The sequence below is a fragment of the Streptomyces sp. NPDC126497 genome (assembly GCF_040302425.1).
Lineage (GTDB): Bacteria > Actinomycetota > Actinomycetes > Streptomycetales > Streptomycetaceae > Streptomyces.
Window position 1 is genome coordinate 105,538 of the sequence record NZ_JBEORT010000008.1, and the last position, 19,330, is coordinate 124,867.

General features: G+C 73.4%; 17 protein-coding genes and 1 pseudogene. 8 read left to right on the plus strand and 10 right to left on the minus strand.

The window, feature by feature from the left end; translation table 11 throughout:
* Nucleotides 1–20: 20 nt before the first annotated feature.
* The 3 genes from ABTY20_RS07150 to ABTY20_RS07160 all read right to left on the minus strand — a co-directional run bounded on the left by ABTY20_RS07150 (nucleotide 21) and on the right by ABTY20_RS07160 (nucleotide 4,889).
* The gene (locus ABTY20_RS07150) at nucleotides 21–929 is read right to left on the minus strand and encodes a YceI family protein (RefSeq protein ID WP_351995958.1); all 909 of its coding nucleotides are present in this window, start codon (nucleotides 927–929) and stop codon (nucleotides 21–23) included.
* A 479-nt stretch (nucleotides 930–1,408) separates the two neighbouring features.
* Entirely contained in the window at nucleotides 1,409–2,008 is a 600-nt protein-coding gene (locus ABTY20_RS07155) for an HD domain-containing protein (protein WP_351995959.1), read from the minus strand.
* Between the two features lie 28 nt (nucleotides 2,009–2,036).
* On the minus strand, nucleotides 2,037–4,889 hold the full coding sequence (locus tag ABTY20_RS07160; RefSeq protein WP_351995960.1) for a type 1 periplasmic-binding domain-containing protein: 2,853 nt from the start codon (nucleotides 4,887–4,889) through the stop codon (nucleotides 2,037–2,039).
* A gap of 334 nt (nucleotides 4,890–5,223) precedes the next feature.
* Here ABTY20_RS07160 and ABTY20_RS07165 point away from each other — a divergent pair, with 334 nt between their 5' ends.
* A complete protein-coding gene (locus ABTY20_RS07165; RefSeq protein ID WP_351995961.1) occupies nucleotides 5,224–5,766 on the plus strand; it encodes a hypothetical protein in 543 nt (180 codons plus the stop codon).
* Nucleotides 5,767–5,836: 70 nt separating this feature from the next.
* On the opposite strand, the gene ABTY20_RS07170 is transcribed toward ABTY20_RS07165, so the two are convergent.
* Complete coding sequence (locus ABTY20_RS07170) at nucleotides 5,837–6,601, minus strand: CDP-alcohol phosphatidyltransferase family protein (protein WP_351995962.1); 765 nt, start codon at nucleotides 6,599–6,601, stop codon at nucleotides 5,837–5,839.
* Between the two features lie 106 nt (nucleotides 6,602–6,707).
* Here ABTY20_RS07170 and ABTY20_RS07175 point away from each other — a divergent pair, with 106 nt between their 5' ends.
* From ABTY20_RS07175 to ABTY20_RS07195, 5 genes and pseudogenes are all read left to right on the plus strand, one after another.
* A complete protein-coding gene (locus ABTY20_RS07175) occupies nucleotides 6,708–7,685 on the plus strand; it encodes a zinc-dependent alcohol dehydrogenase (RefSeq protein ID WP_351995963.1) in 978 nt (325 codons plus the stop codon).
* Between the two features lie 134 nt (nucleotides 7,686–7,819).
* Nucleotides 7,820–8,218 carry a 6-pyruvoyl trahydropterin synthase family protein gene (locus ABTY20_RS07180; protein ID WP_351995964.1) on the plus strand — a complete coding sequence of 133 codons (399 nt, stop codon included), beginning with the start codon at nucleotides 7,820–7,822 and terminating at the stop codon, nucleotides 8,216–8,218.
* Nucleotides 8,219–8,235: 17 nt separating this feature from the next.
* Entirely contained in the window at nucleotides 8,236–9,453 is a 1,218-nt protein-coding gene (locus ABTY20_RS07185) for a glycosyltransferase family 4 protein (protein ID WP_351995979.1), read from the plus strand.
* Entirely contained in the window at nucleotides 9,450–10,424 is a 975-nt protein-coding gene (locus tag ABTY20_RS07190) for a class I SAM-dependent methyltransferase (RefSeq protein ID WP_351995965.1), read from the plus strand. Before ABTY20_RS07185 ends, ABTY20_RS07190 begins: the two co-directional genes overlap by 4 nt.
* Before the next feature lie 122 nt (nucleotides 10,425–10,546).
* A pseudogene (locus tag ABTY20_RS07195) lies at nucleotides 10,547–11,257 on the plus strand (lysylphosphatidylglycerol synthase transmembrane domain-containing protein); the annotation flags it as partial.
* A 206-nt stretch (nucleotides 11,258–11,463) separates the two neighbouring features.
* Here the strand turns inward: ABTY20_RS07195 and ABTY20_RS07200 are convergent.
* The gene (locus ABTY20_RS07200; protein WP_351995966.1) at nucleotides 11,464–12,276 is read right to left on the minus strand and encodes a creatininase family protein; all 813 of its coding nucleotides are present in this window, start codon (nucleotides 12,274–12,276) and stop codon (nucleotides 11,464–11,466) included.
* Between the two features lie 41 nt (nucleotides 12,277–12,317).
* Between ABTY20_RS07200 and ribA the strand changes: the two genes are divergently transcribed.
* Nucleotides 12,318–12,977, plus strand: coding sequence for a GTP cyclohydrolase II (ribA, locus tag ABTY20_RS07205; RefSeq protein ID WP_351995967.1), 660 nt, complete (start codon nucleotides 12,318–12,320; stop codon nucleotides 12,975–12,977).
* Between the two features lie 6 nt (nucleotides 12,978–12,983).
* Here the strand turns inward: ribA and ABTY20_RS07210 are convergent, their stop codons facing one another.
* Nucleotides 12,984–14,213: a serine hydrolase domain-containing protein gene (locus ABTY20_RS07210; RefSeq protein WP_351995968.1), complete on the minus strand. Its 1,230-nt coding sequence runs from the start codon at nucleotides 14,211–14,213 to the stop codon at nucleotides 12,984–12,986.
* A gap of 48 nt (nucleotides 14,214–14,261) precedes the next feature.
* Here ABTY20_RS07210 and ABTY20_RS07215 point away from each other — a divergent pair, with 48 nt between their 5' ends.
* A complete protein-coding gene (locus ABTY20_RS07215) occupies nucleotides 14,262–14,708 on the plus strand; it encodes a PPOX class F420-dependent oxidoreductase (protein WP_351995969.1) in 447 nt (148 codons plus the stop codon).
* A gap of 31 nt (nucleotides 14,709–14,739) precedes the next feature.
* Here the strand turns inward: ABTY20_RS07215 and ABTY20_RS07220 are convergent, their stop codons facing one another.
* The 4 genes from ABTY20_RS07220 to ABTY20_RS07235 all read right to left on the minus strand — a co-directional run.
* Nucleotides 14,740–17,130, minus strand: coding sequence for an ATP-binding cassette domain-containing protein (locus tag ABTY20_RS07220; protein ID WP_351995970.1), 2,391 nt, complete (start codon nucleotides 17,128–17,130; stop codon nucleotides 14,740–14,742).
* Nucleotides 17,131–17,310: 180 nt separating this feature from the next.
* Nucleotides 17,311–17,895, minus strand: a complete 585-nt coding sequence (locus ABTY20_RS07225; protein ID WP_351995971.1) for a histidine phosphatase family protein — start codon at nucleotides 17,893–17,895, stop codon at nucleotides 17,311–17,313.
* Nucleotides 17,896–17,900: 5 nt separating this feature from the next.
* Nucleotides 17,901–18,785, minus strand: coding sequence for a phosphogluconate dehydrogenase (NAD(+)-dependent, decarboxylating) (gene gnd, locus ABTY20_RS07230; RefSeq protein WP_351995972.1), 885 nt, complete (start codon nucleotides 18,783–18,785; stop codon nucleotides 17,901–17,903).
* Nucleotides 18,786–18,791: 6 nt separating this feature from the next.
* Nucleotides 18,792–19,330: phosphoglucose isomerase-related protein (locus ABTY20_RS07235; RefSeq protein WP_502991758.1), on the minus strand; the 539-nt coding region annotated here is incomplete at its 5' end.

Genomic DNA, 19,330 nt, shown 5'->3' on the forward strand with positions numbered 1-19,330 from the left:
CCTCCCCCGTCCGCGCCGGCCTACTCCGGGGGCGTGGGGGTCTCGGCGGTGCGGTACATCGCCTGGACGTCCAGCTCCAGCTGCACGGTCGGGCCGACGACCGCGATGCCGCGGGCCAGCATCGAGCGCCAGTTGAGGGTGAAGTCCTCGCGGTGCAGCTCCGCCTTGGCCAGGGCCGCGCAGCGCAGCTCCTGCTCGTACCCGCCGTTCACCGTGCCGAGGTACGTCGTGTCCAGGCCCACGGAGCGGCTGGTGCCGTGCATGGTGAGCGTGCCGTTCAGCGTCCACCGGGAGCCGCCCCGGTAGACGAACCGGGTGCTGGTGAAGTCGATGTAAGGGTAGTGCTCGACGTCGAGGAAGTCGGCGGACCGCAGGTGGTTGTCACGGGTTTTGTTGCCCGTGGTGATGCTGGCGGCGTCGATGCGCACCGAGACCCGGGATTCGCCCATGTCCGGCATGATGTGGATGCCGCCGGTGAAGCGGGTGAAGCGACCGTGGACGTGGGCCATGCCCACGTGCTTGGCGATGAAGCGGATCGCGGTGTGCGGCGGGTCGAACAGCCAGGTGCCGGGCGGCGGCAGCTCCAGTTGGCGTGCGGGCAGCAGCGTGACGCGCCCCGGGGGGAGGGCGGCGCCGGCGACCACGTCGACGTTGCTGCGGGCCGGGGTGAGGCCCTCCGCCGCGACCATCACGCTGTAGGAGCCGGGCGGGAGCGCCGCCATGAACAGGCCGTAGGGATCGGTGGTGCCGTGGGCGGCGACCCGGTGGCTGTCCAGGGCGGTCACCGTGACCTCGGCGCCGCCCAGGGGCTGTCCCATGGGATCGACGACCTCGCAGCCGTACGCGCCGGCACCGGCCGGCAGGGGCAGCGAGAGGTCCGGCGCGGCGCCGGGGCGGGAACGCCGACGCCGGAGCAGTCCGAGGGCCATGCGGTTCACCTTTCTTCCTGCGTGTCACCGCCGCGGGACCCGCGACGACGGACGTGTCCGCGGATGCCGGGAACCGTGGCGGGAGGGGTTGCAAGCGCGATGAAGTCAACTGTTAAACGATCATAGGGCAGGTGGAGCGGAGCGGTTCGTCACCCGGGGCGGCGTGCGACACGGCTTTTCCGCGTGCCGGATTGACGTGAACCGCCGCCGTCCCGGCCCTACGACGGGTCGTGCCGCGTCCGTCGGCCGCGGTGCTTTGCGCCGGTGCTGTGGCGAACGCCACCCGGCGCGGCGGAGGATTCACACCCGGCTCGTGGTCTCGTCACACGGTCCGCACATCGGGTGGGCCGCCGCGCCGGTCGGGACCGTCCGTCCGGCGCGGAAGGAGAAGGCCCGTACGCCGCATGGGCGTACGGGCGGGGGCGGCGCCGGCGAAGTCGACGGAGTCCGTGCGGGCGCAGGGGTCCGCCCGGCGGCGCTCACGGACGGGCGGACACACCGCCCCCCGGCACCGGCCGGTCGAGGTCCGGGTCGCCGAACTCCGCGCGCAGGGCCTGGAAGGCGGCGACCTTCTCCTCCCCGAAGCGGCGGACGTGGGCGGCGTACGCGTCGGGGGAGAGGAACACCGACGGCCGGGACTTGCTGTGGAACTTGTCCGCGTACATCACCAGCCGCTCCTCCGGTGTCACCGCGAGGTAGTCGGCGGGAGGGATCGGCAGGTTCTGGCGCAGGACGTCGTCCTTGGTGACCCCCACCCCGGTGTGGTGGGAGCAGAACCGGCGCAGGGGCTCCGGGAAGCCCTCGCTGCCGAGGAGTTCGTGGCCGAGCAGCCCGTGGCGGATGTAGTTCCCGTGGTCCAGCAGGCCGTCGTCCCCGTAGAGGCGGTAGACGCCGATGTCGTGGAGGAGGCAGCCGGCGCGGACCAGTTCGGCGTCGACGTCGAGGCGCGAGGCCGAGATGAGCCGCTCGGCGATGCTCCAGACGACCTCGCAGTGCGTGTGGACGAGCGCGAACGCCTCGGCGCTGGGCGCGTGCCTCTCGTGCAGCGCGCGGATCTCTTCGGGGCCCGGAATCCTCACCCGGTGAGCGTAGCAACCGCCGGCCCGCTCACTCGATGGAGCACTCCCGCACGCTGAGCGGCTCGGTGCCGCCGGCCGTCCTGCTGCACAGGACCGTCGCCTTCGAGACGCCCCCGGCGGTTCTCCGGACCTGCTTGAGGACGATGCTGTGGCCGTGCCGTTCGTCGTACAGGGGCGTGCGGGTGAAGTCGATCGTCCCGGTGGCCATCCCGTCGAGCTTGACGCTCCTGAGGTTGACCCAGGTCGCCGCGCGGCTCTGGGGCACGTCCCCGAGGCTGGCCGCCCAGTACAGGGCGCGGGTGGCGTCGTGGGAGAGGGCGGTCTGGCCGCTCGCGAAGTCGGCGGCGTCGTACGTGGCCTTCCCGTCCTCCAGCCAGGGGAGGTAGTGGGTGGCGTCCTCGTAGAAGGCGGTCCTGGACGCGGCCTCCCTCAGTTCGGCCAGGGCCGCGTGGTAGAGCGTGATCCGCGGGGCCACGCCGTCGCGGCCGCCCGTGCCGGAGAACCTGGCCTTGCTCAGGTCGTCCCCGGTGAGGATCGAGATCCGCCGGTCGGCGCAGCCCGGTTCGGTGCCCAGTTGCGTCATCAGCGGCCCGATGTCCTCGACCCGTCCGGCGAAGTAGATCACCGAGGGGACGTCCTCGCCCCGGCAGATGCTCTCCGCGTGCAGCCGCAGTTCGGGCTTGCCGTTGGCCACCCGGTAGCGCTGCGCGGGCAGCATCCGGAAGCCCTCCCGCTTCAGCATCTCCCCGCCGTACAGGGCCTGCTCGCTGGTGTAACGGTCCTGCGACTCCTTGGTGTCGCGGGCCAGGACGAGGGCGTGCGGCGCGCTGTCCCGGGCGCGCAGCTGCCGGGCGACGAGACCGAGCGCCTCGGCCTGGTGCTCGTCGGGGGCGGCCAGACTGAACCAGTTGGAGAACTCCTTCGGCAGGTACGTCGCCGAGTTGGTGCCGGAGACGACGGGCAGTCCCACGGCGTGCAGCCGGCGCGTGACGTCGGGGCTGCTCTGCAGGTCGCGGCCGAAGCCGACGACGCCCACGACGGTCGGGTCGCGGTCGGCGTACCCGGCGATCGCGTCGGCCGTGACGCGCTGGTGCCCCATGTCCGCACCGCCGTTGGCGAGCAGCACCCGCAGTTTCACCGTGTAGTTCTCGTTGACGACGCGCTGGGCGAGGTAGACCCCGGTCAGTTCCTCGGCGCCCTTGACCAGCGACGGGTCCACCGAGGAGGAGCTCAGCGGCCCCGCGTACACCACCGTCACGTAGGCGTCGGGGTGGTCGCGCAGCACCTTGGCGTTCTCGGCGCGCACCAGGCTCTCCAGCTCCCGCAGCCGCTCGCCCTCCCCGGTGGTCCCGCCGCTCAGCTGCGCGCCGAACCGGACGTCCCCGGTGGCTATGCCGACGCACTCCGTGCCGCCGCCGGGCGCGGGACGCCGCTCGGTGTCCCGGTCGGCGGTCAGCAGGCCCGCCGAGCAGTACGTCCGGTGCAGTTCGCGGGCGTGGACGACGCCCGCGGTGACGGCCAGGGCGAGCACGAGGAGCAGGCTGTGCGCCGACCACACCACCCGGGCCAGGGGCGGCCGGTGCCGGGCCCTGACGCACCGCCGGTCGGTCTGCCGCAGCGGGACCAGCTCGTCGTGCGGCAGCGGGATCCTGAGCACCCAGGGCAGGGCGTTCGTCCGGCTCGGCGACTGGTCGGCCCGCAGGTTCCCGGCCCACTCGTCGTACCAGTGCCGCAGCCGCTGCGGGAGGGGCGAGGGCCGGGAGGGGGACAGGGGCCGGACGGCCGGGGTGTCCGCGTCCGCGCCCCGGTCCAGCAGGGCCGCGTCGCCCGCCGCCACGCCCGCCACGATCAGCAGCGGGTCGAGCTCGCTGCGCCGGCTGCGGACGTCGCTGACCGCCCGGATCAGCTCTATGCCGCCGTTCTCCCGGCCCGCCCGGCGCAGGAACAGCACCGGCGGACGCGTCCGCTTGAACCCCCGCAGGTCCCAGCTGGCGCGCCGGTGGTTGTCCCGCAGGTCCTCGAAGAGCGCCAGCACGTACAGCTGGAGGGGGAAGGGGCCGCCCTCGCGCATGGCCTCGGCCACGTCGTAGGCGCGGGCCGCGATGGCCTGCCAGGAGCGGACGGGCCGCAGCAGCCGCACGCTGGTCGACTGGCGGCGGGCGGCGGACTGGAGGAACGTCGTGGTCAGGAACCACCGGCTCTCCCTGCGCAGCCACAGGAAGAGGGGAGCGCGCCCGGGGACGTGGTTCAGCCCGGCGAGGAGGATCATCAGGCCGATGCCCGCGAGGGCGGCGATGTACCACTCGGGGCGGGTGAGCAGCGCGGTGAACGCGCCCAGGACACCCATGGGGAGGAACTGCTGCACGTCGTTGAGCAGGACCTGCCGGGGCCGGCGCGCGGGTCTGCGGGGGCGCCAGCGCTGCCGGGCCAGGATGCGCAGCAGCTGTGTCTGGGCCCGCTCCCGCTGGGCGTTCCCGTCCGGGGTGCCGCCGGGCGCGGTCGGCCAGTGCTCGCGCATCTCCGGGTCGTCGGTGGCCTCCTGGAGGGCACGTACCAGGTTGAGGCGGGGGAAGGAGTAGGGGCGGTAGGCGGCGGACCGGTCCCCCCACTTCCTGGAGTCGCCGAGGTCGACCAGGAGGCGCGCGGCCCGGGCGGTGGGGTCGGCGTCCCCCGGTTGCGGCCCGGTCGGGGCGACGGCCAGGCGCGTCCCGTGCCGCTGCTGCCCCTCGCCCAGCTCGTCGACGAGTTCGGTGACCCGGTCGTCGTCGGCGGAGTCCTCGGCGTGCAGCACGATCACCGGCATCGGGGGGTCACTGGTCCGGAAGTCCTGGACCAGGGACTCCAGTTGCCGCTGGACGTCGATCCCCGCCTCGGTCGACATGCCCGGGTGACCTCCCGGACAGTCCTGAGGGAAACTCCGGTCACGGCCGTGCATCGAGACCCCCCGTGGTCGCAAGACACATGTGTCGCAAGCGCCTTGCGAGGATAACTCCCGCCCCTGACAATCGCCCCCGGTGCAACGGCGGTCCGTCGGGGCGGTGAGCCGTGGCCGGTGGCGCCGCCGTCGGCGGGCGTCCTCACACGATCGGGTGGTGCCGTGCGATGCGGGCACGTGCGGGACGGGCGGTCCGTTCGATCCGGTGACGGGGACATCCCCCGTTCTCCCGGAAAACGGATCAGAACACGGATCAGGACACGGACGACCGGAGCACACCATGAGCCTGCACTTCCACCGCAACCCCGACGGCACGACGACCGGGCGGAACGAGGCCACCGGCTTCACCGTGACGCACGCCGACGAGGAGGAGGTGAAGCGGCAGTTGTACGAGGACGCGGGGTGGGCGTACACGCCGCCACCGCCTCCGGTGCCGCCCGGGTTCCACCGGTTCACGCTGGAGCACGACGAGTTCGGGCACACCGGATGCGCGGACGAGCGGTACGCGGGGCTGCGGGCACGTCCGCCGGAGGGATGCGTGCCGGTCGACCGGGGCCATTTCGCCCTGGAGTGCGAGCGGCCGGGGAGGACGCTCCTCGACGCGGTCGCCGGTACCGTCGCGGAGGTCCGCCGTGAGCACGGGCTGGTGATGAACGGCCTGGGCGTCGAGCAGCCCCGGGAGCGGTCCGACGCCGACCATGGGAACGGACGCGCGGCGGAGGCCGTCGCGCACCTGGCGCTGATGGCGGCCGACCGGGCCCGCCGGCTCGGCTACGGGCGCAAGGACCTGGTCCGGCTGATCGACGCGGCGGGTCTCCAGTAGGCCGCGGCGGCGCGTACCGGGACCGGAGCGGACGCCGGCCGTGCCCGCCCGCTCCGCCCGCCCGACGCCGTCAGCTCGTGACCAGTTCCCGCCGCACCTCGGGCGCGGCGGGAGCCTCCGCCGCCCTGGACGTCCGCCGCAGCCACAGCACGTCCCGGCCGAACGACCACACCAGCAGGCCCAGCGCCAGCACCACCACACCGACGTTGACCGCGTGCGGCAGCAGGGCCGCCCCGGCCAGCAGCAACAGCACGCCCTGGAGCGCGGCCACCGTCTTGCGGGCCGTGCTCGGCGGGAGCGGGGCGGTCAGCCAGGGCCGGACGCGCGCGGCGGCCACGAAGACGTACCGCATCCCGCCGATCAGCAGCACCCACGGACCCATCGACGTCGACACGTACACGCTCAGCACCAGGATCAGGAACGCGTCCACCTCCATGTCGAAGCGGGCGCCCAGCGGAGTCGACGTACCGGTCCTGCGCGCCACCTTGCCGTCCACGCCGTCCAGGATCAGCGCCACGGCGGTCAGGCCGACGAAGAGGGAGACCGGTGGCGAGTCCTGGAAGGAGTCGGCGACCAGTGCGGTGACCCCGCCGACGAGGACGGCCCGGCCGAGCGTGACCCGGTTCGCCGCGCCGAAGGAGCGCGGCCGGGACCGGCGCAGGGCCCGGGAGAGCACCGCCCAGGTGACGACCGCGAACGCGAGGCCGGTCAGCCAGCCAGCGGGGCCCATGCCGACCGCCGTACCGATCAGGACCAGCAACAGGACCTGTGCGCCCGCCCCCACGGCGGTCTCCTGTTGCACGGGCCTCACGTCGTAACTGTTGTTCAGGGCCACCGAACACCCTCCGGCCTGTGACAGAGTCGATCAACGCCGCTCCCTTGTGCGCGGCCTGTGCACACTCGGTACGCGCGCGGCTTCCCGATCGTTCAGGAGGACTCCGATGAACCGCACCGCACGTGCGTTCTGGCTCGACTCGCCGGGCCGGGGGGTGATCCGCGAGGTCGGCCTGCCCGCGCCCGGCGCGGACGGGGTGCTGGTGCGCTCGCTGTACTCCGGGGTGAGCCGGGGCACGGAGACGCTCGTCTTCCGCGGCGGGGTGCCCGAGAGCCAGCACGCCGTCATGCGGGCGCCGTTCCAGGAGGGCGACTTCCCGGCCCCCGTGAAGTACGGCTACCTCAACGTGGGCGTGGTGGAGGAGGGCCCGGAGGCGCTCGTCGGACGGACCGTGTTCTGCCTGTACCCGCACCAGACCAGGTATGTCGTCCCGGCGCACGCCGTCACACCCGTGCCCGACGGCGTGCCCGCCGGACGGGCCGTGCTGGCCGGCACCGTGGAGACCGCCGTGAACGCGCTGTGGGACGCCGCGCCGCTGGTCGGCGACCGGATCGCGGTGGTCGGCGGCGGGATGGTCGGCTGCTCGGTGGCCGCGCTGCTGGCCCGGTTCCCCGGCGTACGGGTGCAGCTCGTCGACACCGACCCGACGCGCGCGAGGACCGCTGCGGCGCTCGGCGTCGGGTTCGCGCCGCCCGAGGAGGCCCTCGGTGAGTGCGACCTGGTGGTGCACGCCAGCGCCACCGAGCAGGGCCTCGGCCGGGCGCTCGAACTGCTCCGCGCCGAGGGCACCGTCGTGGAGCTGAGCTGGTACGGCGACCGGAAGGTGAGCCTCCCGCTGGGCGAGGCCTTCCACTCCCGGCGCCTGACCGTCCGCGGCAGCCAGGTCGGCACCGTCTCCCCGGCCCGCGCGCACCGCGGTTACGCCGACCGGCTCGCCCTCGCCCTCGACCTGCTCGCCGACCCCGCCCTGGACGCCCTCGTCACCGGCGAGTCCGCCTTCGAGGACCTGCCCGACGTCATGCCCCGCCTCGCCTCCGGGGAGATCCCGGCGCTGTGCCACCGCGTGCGCTACGACACCCCGTGACCGAACGCGCACGCCTGACCTGTGGGAAAAGACGTGACGGACGCTGAACGGGGGAAGGGAGCCGGCCGTACTACACGGCATCCCCGGCGCAGACCGGCCGGGGAACAGACGCGCCGCACCTGGAGGGTCGTCCGTTGTTCAGCATCACCGTCCGCGATCACATCATGATCGCCCACAGCTTCCACGGCGAGGTCTTCGGACCGGCCCAGCGTCTGCACGGGGCCACGTTCCTCGTGGACGCCACCTTCCGGCGCGAGCAGCTGGACGAGGACAACATCGTCGTCGACATCGGCCTGGCCACGCAGGAACTCGGGGCCGTCGTCGGAGGGCTGAACTACCGCAACCTCGACAACGAACCCGACTTCGCGGGGGTCAACACCTCCACGGAGTACCTGGCCAAGGTCATCGCCGACCGGCTCGCCGGACGCATCCACCAGGGCGCCCTGGGCGAGGGCGCCAAGGGCATCGCGGAGATAGCCGTCACCCTGCACGAGTCGCACATCGCCTGGGCGAGTTACGAGCGTGCGCTGTGACCGGCACGACGACCGACATGCCCGGCACGGTCATCGACGGGACCGGCACGACCGTCGGCCGGGCCGGCGACGCCCGCCTGGACCACGTTCCGCCGCAGGCCGGCCCCCGGAGGAACGGCGGGATCATCCCCATGTCGCTGCGCTCCGTGCACTTCGTGATGCCGGGAGGCGTCGACGACCCGGCCGCGCCCAGCGGCGGCAACGCCTACGACCGGCGCGTCTGCCTGGACCTGCCCGGGTTCGGCTGGCAGGCGCACCGGCACGCCGTGGCCGGCCACTGGCCCCGGCCGGCCGCCGCCGCCCGCGCGGAACTCGCCCGCGTCCTGCGGGAACTGCCGGACGGCGCCGTCGTCCTGCTCGACGGACTGGTCGCCTGCGGGGTGCCCGAGGTCATCGTCCCCGAGGCGGAGGAGGGACGGCTGCGCATGGCCGTCCTCGTGCACCTGCCGCTCGGCGACGAGACCGGGCTCGACGCGGCCGTCGCCGCCGAACTGGACGCCCGCGAACGCGCGGTGCTGCGGGCGGTGCCCGCCGTGATCGCCACCAGCGGGTGGGCCGTACGGCGTCTCGTCTCCCACCACGGCCTGGCCCCCGACCGCGTCCACGTCGCCGCACCCGGCGCCGACATCGCGCCCCTCGCACCCGGCACCGACGGCGTCTCGCGGCTGCTGTGCGTGGCCGCCGTGACCCCGCGCAAGGGACAGCACCGGCTCGTGGAGGCACTGGCGTCCGTGTCCGACCTGCCGTGGAGCTGCGCGCTCGTCGGCGGCCTCGGACACGACCCCGGGTACGTCTCCCGCCTGCGCGGACTCATCCGCGAACACGGCCTCGAGGACCGGCTGGAACTGACCGGCCCGCGGTCCGGCGCCGCCCTCGACGCGAGCTACGCCGCCGCCGACCTCATGGTGCTCACCTCGTACGCCGAGACGTACGGCATGGCGGTCACCGAGGCGCTGGCGCGCGGCATCCCGGTACTGGCGACCGACGTCGGCGGGCTGCCCGAGGCGGTCGGCCGCGCACCCGACGGGGGAGTGCCCGGCGTCCTCGTCCCGCCGGAGGATCCCGCCGCCCTCGCCGCCGAACTGCGCGGCTGGTTCGGCGAGGCGGACGTGCGACGCCGGCTCAAGGCCGCCGCCCGCGGCCGGCGGGCCGCGCTCGGCGGCTGGGCGAGCACCGCACAGAGCCTGGCGGCGGTACTGCGCCGGCTTCCCACCGGACCCCGGAGGGCCGCATGACGAACCCGGCCACCACCACCCGGCACGGCGGGCCGCTCCCGGCCCGCCCCGGGGAGCGGGACGTCATCCCCGGCGCCGGCCCCGCGCACCGCCCCGGGGAGCGGGCCACCCTGCGGCTGCGGGACGCCGGGGACGACGAACCGGCCCGCTACGCGCCCGAGTGGCTGCAGCTGCGCGAACCGGCCGACGCCGCCGCCCGCTCGTACGGCCTGCTCGACCCGCTGCGCATCCGGCTCGCCGACCTGCCGCGCCGGACCGGCGGCCTCGTCGTCCACGACATCGGCTGCGGCACCGGGTCCATGGGCCGCTGGCTCGCCCCCCGCCTCGACGGCGCCCAGCACTGGGTCCTGCACGACCGGGACCCCTACCTGCTGCACTTCGCCGCCGTCGCCTCCCCGCGCTCCGCCGCCGACGGCAGCCACGTCACCGTGGAGACCCGGCGCGGCGACGTCGCCCGGCTCACCCCGGACGCGCTGTCCGGCGCCTCCCTGGTGACGGCGTCCGCGCTGCTCGACGTCCTCACCCGCGAGGAGGCCGGCGCCCTCGCCGCCGCCTGCGCCGGAGCCGGCTGCCCGGCCCTGCTGACGCTGTCGGTGGCCGGACGGGTGGAGCTGACCGCACCGCATCCGCTGGACCGCGAGATCACGGAGGCGTTCAACGCCCACCAGCGCCGGGGCGGGCTGCTCGGCCCGGACGCGGTCACGGTCACCGCCGAGGTCTTCGCCGAGCACGGGGCGACCGTACGGCTCCGTCCGAGCCCCTGGCGGCTCGGCCCCGGGCAGGCCGCGCTGACCGAGCAGTGGCTGCGGGGCTGGGTCGGCGCGGCGGTGGAGGAACGGCCGGAACTGGCCCCCCGCGCCGACGCCTACCTGGCCGAACGGCTGGCGGCCTGTGCGGCGGGGGAGCTGCGGGTCGTCGTCCACCACAGCGATCTGCTCGCGCTGTGCCCTCCGGTGGAGGGGGCCGCGTGAGCACGCGGCCGCGCGGTGCCCTCGCCCGGCTCGGCACCCCTGCCGTGCGCACCCGGCTCGGCGCGCTCGGCGGCGTCGTGATCCTCGCGGTCCTGCTCCGGCGCCTCGACACCGGGGTCCTGGTGGAGGGACTGCGCCGCATCGACGGGCCGACGCTGCTCGCGGGGCTCGGGATCGGGCTGGTGACCACCGTGTTCAGCGCGTGGCGCTGGGCGCTGGTCGCGCGGGGGATCGGCATCCGGCTGCCGTTGGGGGCGGCCGTCGCCGACTACTACCGTGCGCTGTTCCTCAACGCGGCGCTGCCCGGGGGAGTGTGGGGCGACGTCCACCGGGCCGTGCGGCACGGGCGGAGCGCCGGGGACCTGGGGCGCGGGGTGCGGGCGGTGGTGCTGGAGCGGACCGCCGGGCAGCTCGTGCTCTTCGCCGTGGGGGCGGTGGTGCTGGTGAGCATGCCGTCGCCGGTGCTCGACGACGTGCGCCAGGCGGCGCCGGTGGTCGGGCTCGGGGTGGCGGGGGCCTGCGCGGTGGTGCTGGCGGTGCGGATGAACCGGGCGCCGGGACGGCGGAGGGCCGGGCACGGGGCGCCGGCCGAGGCGCACGGGGGGTCGTTCCCGCGTCGTCACGCGCCCGGTGTCCTCGTCTCGTCCGTGGTCGTACTGGCCGGGTACGTCGCCATGTTCGTCCTCGCCGCTCATGTCGCCGGGGTGGACGCGTCCGTGCCGGAGCTGTTGCCGCTCGCCGTGCTGGCGCTGCTGGCGATGGGGCTGCCGTTGAACGTGGGCGGGTGGGGGCCCCGGGAAGGGGTCACCGCCTGGGCGTTCGGGGCGGCCGGGCTCGGGGCGGGGCGGGGACTGACCGTCGCGGTCGTCTACGGGGTGCTCAGTCTGGTGGCCGGCCTGCCGGGCGCGGTGGTGCTGGTCGGTCGGTGGTACGCGGGGGTGCGGGGTGGCGGACGTGGTGTTCCCGCCCCCGCCGCCCCTTCCCTTCCCGTCCCCGGGGACAAGGCCCCCGGATTCCCGGCCGGCCTTTGGCCTCGCCCTCAGACGCCGGACGGGCCCGAAGGTCCGGACGGTCCGGAAGGGGCTCCGTCCGCCGATGTCAGCAGCGAGAAATACGCGGCGAACGAATCCGCCAGGCTTGCCAGGATTTCCCTGCCCTTTTCCGCCGAGCCCAGAGAAGGGCGTCCGATGACGCCGGAATCGGTATAGGCGGACATGCCCGTGGTGAGGAGATGGCGACGGTCGTCCGCGACGTGGTCGGAGGTCTCATAACCGGGGCGGAGCAATTCGGGATGTGTGTGGAGGAGGACGGAGGTCTCGATTTCACCCGCGTGCATGTCGGTGAGGAGGGAGGTGGCGACGCCGGCCCGCGCACACGCCGTCTCCCAGTCCTCCGGGGCCGGGAACAGCGCCATCCGCTCGCCGCGGGCGGAGGACTCCTGAACGGCGTTGCCCAGGACGTAGTTTCCGCCGTGCCCGTTGACCAGCACCAGGGCGTCCACGCCCGACCGGCGGAGCGAGTCGGCGATGTCCCGTATCACCGCGTGGAGCGTGACGGAGGAGAGGGAGACGGTCCCCGGCCAGGCCGCGTGCTCGTGGGAGCAGGAGATCGTCACCGGAGGGAGGAGGTGCACCGGATGGGCGTCGGCGATCTCCCGCGCGATCGCACAGGCGACCAGGGTGTCGGTCGCCAGCGGCAGGAACGGACCGTGCTGTTCGAAACTCCCGACCGGAAGTACCGCGATCTGCCGTGAGACACCGGCTCCCCGCGTCCGTACATCCTCAGTAGTATCCGCCGGCAACAGACCGTGCACCGGGCCGTATGCCGCCGAACGCTTTTGTGAACCACCCATGTCGTCACGGCCTTTCGTCTCTGCTTAGGAACTCGGGAATCATGACAGAAAAAGTAGGCGTCCTCGGCAAGAAGTCCCAGCGGCGGACCGGCGTGGAACGCGTCGTGAACGCGCCGCTGCCCACCGTGTACGGCGCGTTCCAGGCGGTCGGCTACCTGGACCACGACCGCGGGGACGAGCAGGTCGCCCTGGTGTACGGCGACATCGGCGCGGACCGTGTCCTCACCCGGCTGCACTCGGAGTGCCTGACCGGGGACGCCTTCGGCTCCCGGCACTGCGAGTGCGGCGACCAGCTGGCGTCGGCGCTGCGCGCGGTCGTCGCCGAAGGGGCCGGTGTGGTCGTCTACTTGAGGGGCCACGAGGGCCGCGGCATCGGGCTCCTCGGCAAGCTGCGGGCGATGGCCCTGCAGGCGGAGGGGCTGGACACGGTCGAGGCGAACCTGGCGCTCGGGTTCCCGGTGGACGCCCGCGACTACGGTGTCGCCGCCGGCATCCTCCAGGACCTGGGCGTGCGCTCGGTGCGGCTGATGTCCAACAACCCGCGCAAGCGCGAGGCGCTGGTGCGGCACGGCGTCCGGGTCGCCGAGCAGGTGCCGCTGCTGATACCGCCGTGCGAGAACAACATCACCTACCTGCGCACCAAGCGGGAACGCCTCGACCACCACCTGCCCCATCTGGACGCGGTGGCCCACCTGTCCTGACGGCCGTCAGCCCGTCACCGCCTCGTGCACCAGCCGTTTGAGGTCCCGGAAGACGGTGTGGGACGACCTGGGCCGCACCTGCGTGTGGAACTGCACGGTCAGGTCGCGGCCCGGGTCGACCCAGAACGTGGTGGTGGCCACCCCGCTCCAGCCGTAGCTGCCGGCAGTGGACGGGGCCTGCGTGCGGGACGGGTCGACGACGACGGAGACGCCGAGGCCGAAGCCGACCCCGTCGTTGCCGGGCACGTCGTGTGCGGGACGGCTGCCGAAGGCGCGCAGGTCGGCGCCGCCGGGCAGGTGGTTGCGGGTCATCAGGTCCACGGTCGCCGGCGAGAGCAGGCGCGTGCCGTCGAGTTCGCCGCGCCGGCGCAGCAGCTCCATGAAGCGGTGGTAGTCGTGGGCGGAGGCCACCATGCCGCCGCTGCCGGACAGGAACCGGGGCCGGCCCCGCAGCGGCAGTCCCGGGACCGGCTCGATGCCGCCGTCCTCGCACTCCCCGTACAGCTCCGCGAGCCGCTCCGCCTGTTCGTCGGTGACCTCGAACCCGGCGTCCGTCATCCCGAGCGGCCCGAAGACCCGCTCGGCGAGGAACACGTCGAGCGGCCGGCCCGACACGACCTCGATGATCCGTCCCAGCACATTGGAGGCGACCGAGTAGTTCCACCGGGTGCCCGGATCGAACTGCAGCGGCAGACCCGCGTACACCTCGGTGGTCCCCGCGAGATCCGTGCCGGGCGCCACCGACGACTCCAGGCCGGCCGCGCGGTAGAGCGCGTCGACGGGGTGGGAGTGGTAGAAGGCGAACGTCAGACCGGCGGTGTGGGTCATCAGGTGCCGCACGAGGAGGGGACCGGCGGGAGGGCGGGTCCGCACCTCGTCGCCCGACCCGCTCTCGTACACGCGCGGCCGCGCGAACGCCGGCAGGTGGCGGCCGACCGGGTCGTCCAGCGACAGCCGGCCCTCCTCCACCAGCATCAGCGCGGCGACGGCCGTCACCGGCTTGGTCATGGAGTAGATCCGCCACAGCGTGTCGCTCTGCACGGGCAGCCCCGCCGCCACGTCCCGCGCCCCGTACGCCGTCAGGTGCGCGACGCGCCCGCCCCGGGCGACGGCCACCAGGAACCCGGGCAGCCTCCCCTCGTCGGCCAGACGGGCGAAGTGCCGGTCCAGGCGCTCCAGCGCCCCCGCGTCCAGCCCGGCCTCGGCGGGATCGGCCTCTTGCCGCAGTACTGCCATCGCTCTCCTCGCAGGAATGCCGGCCCGGTGCGGGCCGTTGAACGAGTCATGACCCAGGACGCCGAACAGAACGCACTGCTCGCCCTGCTCTCCGAGCTGCACGGCGGAGTGCTCGTCACCCTGAAACGCGACGGGCGGCCCCAGCTGTCGAACGTCATGCACGCTTACTACCCCGACGAGCGGATCGTCCGCGTCTCGCTCACCGACGACCGGGCCAAGACCCGCAACCTGCGCCGCGACCCCCGCGCCTCCTACCACGTGACCAGCGACGACCGGTGGGCCTACACGGTCGCCGAGGGCACCGCCGACCTGTCGCCCGTCGCCGGGAACCTGTACGACGGGACGGTCGAGGAACTGATCCGGCTGTACCGCGACGTCAACGGCGAGCACGCCGACTGGGACGACTACCGCGCCGCGATGGTCCGGGAGCGGCGCCTGGTGCTGCGGCTGCGGGTGGAACGGGCGTACGGCATCCCGCGCCGCGCCGGGGCGTAGCAGGACGCCCCGACGCCGCGCGGTGAGTGCCTCAGCCGCCGACGTACTGGGCGAGGTGCTCGCCCGTGAGGGTGGAGCGGGCGGCGACCAGGTCGGCGGGGGTGCCCTCGAAGACGACCCGGCCGCCGTCGTGACCGGCGCCGGGGCCGAGGTCGACGATCCAGTCGGCGTGCGCCATGACCGCCTGGTGGTGCTCGATGACGATGACCGACTTCCCGGAGTCCACGAGCCGGTCGAGCAGGCCGAGCAGCTGTTCCACGTCGGCGAGGTGCAGACCGGTGGTCGGCTCGTCGAGGACGTACACCCCGCCCTTGTCGGCCATGTGGACGGCCAGCTTCAGTCGCTGCCGCTCGCCGCCGGACAGCGTGGTGAGCGGCTGGCCGAGGGTGAGGTAGCCGAGCCCGACGTCCGCCATCCGCGCCACGATCCGGTGCGCGGCCGGAACGCGTGACGCGCCCTCGCGGAAGAACTCCTCGGCCTCGGTCACCGACATCGCGAGCACCTCGCTGATGTCCCGGCCGCCGAAGCGGTACTCGAGCACCGACGCGTCGAACCGCCTGCCCCCGCAGTCCTCGCAGGTCGTGGCCACGCTCTGCATGATGGCCAGGTCGGTGTAGATGACGCCGGCGCCGTTGCAGGTGGCGCAGGCGCCCTCGGAGTTGGCGCTGAACAGGGCCGGCTTGACGCCGTTGGCCTTGGCGAAGGCCTTGCGGATCGGGTCGAGCAGCCCCGTGTACGTCGCCGGGTTGCTGCGGCGCGAGCCGCGGATCGGGGTCTGGTCCACCGAGACCACGTCCTCGGCCGGGAGGCAGCCGTGGACGAGGGAGCTCTTGCCGGAGCCCGCGACGCCGGTGACGACGCAGAGCACGCCGAGCGGTATGTCGACGTCGACGTCCCGGAGGTTGTTGGCGTTCGCGCCGCGGATCTCCAGGACGCCGGTGGCCTCGCGGACCGTCTCCTTCAGCCCGGCCCGGTCGTCGAGGTGGCGGCCGGTGACGGTGTCGCTCGCCCGCAGGCCGTCGACGGTGCCCTCGAAGCAGACGGCGCCGCCCGCCGTGCCGGCGCCGGGGCCGAGGTCCACGACGTGGTCGGCGATGGCGATCGTCTCCGGCTTGTGCTCCACCACCAGCACCGTGTTGCCCTTGTCCCGCAGCCGCAGCAGCAGGTTGTTCATCCGCTGGATGTCGTGCGGGTGCAGGCCGATCGAGGGCTCGTCGAAGACGTAGGTGACGTCGGTGAGCGAGGAGCCGAGGTGGCGGATCATCTTGGTGCGCTGCGCCTCACCGCCGGAGAGCGTGCCCGAGGCCCGGTCGAGCGAGAGGTAGCCGAGGCCGATCTCCACGAACGAGTCGAGGGTGTGCTGGAGCTTGGCCAGCAGCGGCGTCACCGACGGCTCCCGGAGCCCGCGGACCCACTCGGCCAGGTCGCGGATCTCCATGGCGCAGGCGTCGGCGATGTTCAGCCCGCCGATCCGCGAGGAGCGGGCCAGTTCGCTGAGCCGGGTGCCGTCGCACGCGGGGCACTCGGCGAAGGTGACCGCCCGGTCCACGAAGGCCCGGACGTGCGGCTGCATCGACTCGCGGTCCTTGGACAGGAACGACTTCTGGAGCTTCGGGATCAGTCCCTCGTAGGTGAGGTTGACCCCGTTGACCTTCACCTTGGTCGGCTCGCGGTAGAGGAGGTCGTGCCGCTCCTTCTTGGTGTACTCGCGGATCGGCTTGTCCTTGTCGAAGAAGCCGGACTCGGCGATGACCCGCACGACCCAGCCGTCCCCGGTGTAGGTGGGGATGGTGAAGGGGTCCTCGGAGAGCGACTTGGAGTCGTCGAAGAGCTGTGCGAGGTCGATGTCGGAGACGGTGCCCCGGCCCTCGCAGTGCGTGCACATGCCGCCGGTGCGGCTGAAGCTGACCTTCTCGGTCCTGGTCTTCTCGCTGCCGCGGTCGACGGTGAAGCCGCCGCTCGCCGAGACCGAGGCGACGTTGAAGGAGTACGCGGCGGGCGGGCCGATGTGCGGTGTGCCGAGCCGGCTGAAGAGGATGCGCAGCATCGCGTTGGCGTCGGTGGCGGTGCCGACGGTGGAGCGGGGGTCGGAGCCCATCCGCTGCTGGTCGACGGTGATGGCGGTGGTCAGGCCGTCGAGCACGTCGACCTCGGGGCGGGCCAGGTTCGGCATGAAGCCCTGCAGGAACGCGCTGTACGTCTCGTTGATCAGTCGCTGCGACTCGGCGGCGATCGTGTCGAACACCAGGGAGCTCTTGCCCGAGCCGGAGACACCGGTGAACACCGTCAGCCGACGCTTGGGTATCTCGATGCTGACGTCCTTGAGGTTGTTCTCACGCGCCCCGTGCACGCGGATCAGATCGTGGCTGTCGGCGGCGTGCGGCCCGGCCGACTGCTGCTCTGTCCTCGTGGTCATGCTCATCGGTCTCCATCCGTCGGGCGGGGACCGCGTGCGCGGTCCCCGCCGGCGTCCCCGGTTCCGTCCCGCGGGCGGGTCCCGCCCGCGGTGTCGCGCCAACGCTAGGCTAGGCGGCCCGCCCCCACGTGCGCTTCTCGATTCCTGACCGGTCGGGACCGCCGTCGGCGGGATCGGACCGTCAGGTCACGGCCGGGTGTTCCACTCCGCGACGACGGGACTGCCGTGCTCCAGCGACAGCCGGCTCAAGGTGCCCGTCTCCAGGCGGAACAGCCGCCCGGCGGCCGGCGGCAGACCCAGCCGACGGGCCGTCAGGACGCGGAGCAGATGGCCGTGCGCCACCAGCATCACGTCCCCCTCGTCGAGCGCCCCGGCCACCCGGGACAGCACCCGGTCCGCGCGCTCGCCGACCTGCTCCGGGGACTCGCCGGGGAACTCCCGGCCGGGCGGCACCCCGTCGGTCCACAGGTCCCAGCCGGGCCGGGTGCGGCGGATGTCCGCGGTGGTGACCCCCTCGTAGCCGCCGTAGTCCCACTCCCGCAGGTCCGGCTCCTCCACCGCCCCGGTCAGGCCCGCCAGCGCGGCGGTGCGCCGGGCGCGGACCAGCGGGCTGGTGAGGACCAGCCCGAAGGTCCGCCCCGCCAGGAGCGGGGCGAGGGACGTGGCCTGGGCCTCACCGGCCGGGGTCAGCGGGAGGTCGGTCCGGCCGGTGTGCCGGCCCGTTCTGCTCCACTCCGTCTCACCGTGCCGGGCCAGCAGCAGGTCTCCCACCGGCGTTACGCCTTCTCCGCCGACTCGACGGCGTGCCCGCCGAACTGCTTGCGCAGCGCCGCCACCATCTTCATCTGCGGCGAGTCCTCCTGGCGCGAGGTGAACCGCGAGAACAGCGAGGCGGTGATCGCCGGCAGCGGCACCGCGTGGTCGACGGCCGCCTCCACGGTCCAGCGGCCCTCGCCCGAGTCCTCGGCGTACCCGCGCAGCCGCTCCAGGTGCTGGTCCTCGTCGAGGGCGTTCACCGCGAGGTCGAGCAGCCAGGAACGGATGACGGTGCCCTCCTGCCAGGAGCGGAACACCTCACGGACGTTGTCCACCGAGTCGACCTTCTCCAGGAGCTCCCAGCCCTCGGCGTAGGCCTGCATCATGGCGTACTCGATGCCGTTGTGGACCATCTTCGCGAAGTGGCCGGCGCCGACCCTGCCCGCGTGGACGTACCCGTACGGGCCGTCCGGCTTGAGCGCGTCGAAGATCGGCTTCAGCCGTTCCACGTGCTCCTCGTCGCCGCCGACCATCAGGGCGTAGCCGTTCTTCAGCCCCCACACCCCGCCCGAGACGCCCGCGTCGACGAAGCCGATGCCCTTGGCAGCCAGCTCCTCGGCGTGCTTCTCGTCGTCGGTCCAGCGGGAGTTGCCGCCGTCGACGACGACGTCGCCGGGCTCGAGCAGGTCCCCCAGCCGGTCGACGACGTGCTGGGTGGCGGCGCCGGCCGGCACCATCACCCACACCGCGCGCGGCCTCTCGAGCCGGTCGACCAGGCCGGACAGGTCGTCGACGTCGGAGAGCTCGGGGTTGGTGTCGTACCCGATGACGGTGTGGCCGGCGTTGCGGATGCGCTCGCGCATGTTGCCGCCCATCTTGCCGAGCCCAACAAGACCGATCTGCATGTCAGTTCACTTCCTGCGTTCGCGGTAGGCGGCCACCAGCGCGGCCGTGGACGGATCGAGGCCGGGGACGTCGGCGCCGGTGGTGAGGGCGGGTTCGACGCGCTTGGCGAGGACCTTGCCGAGTTCGACGCCCCACTGGTCGAAGGAGTCGATGTTCCAGATCGCGCCCTGCACGAACACCTTGTGCTCGTAGAGCGCGATCAGCTGGCCGAGCACCGAGGGGGTCAGTTCGGTGGCCAGGATCGTGGTGGTGGGACGGTTGCCCCGGAAGGTGCGGTGCGGCACCTGCTCCTCTGGCACGCCCTCCGCCCGCACCTCCTCGGCGGTCTTGCCGAACGCCAGGGCCTGGCCCTGCGCGAACAGGTTGGCCATCAGCAGGTCGTGCTGGGCCCTGAGTTCGTCGCTCAGCTCGGCGACCGGACGGGCGAAGCCGATCAGGTCGGCCGGGATGAGCTTCGTGCCCTGGTGGATCAACTGGTAGTAGGCGTGCTGTCCGTTGGTGCCGGGCGTGCCCCACACCACCGGTCCCGTCTGCCACTCCACCT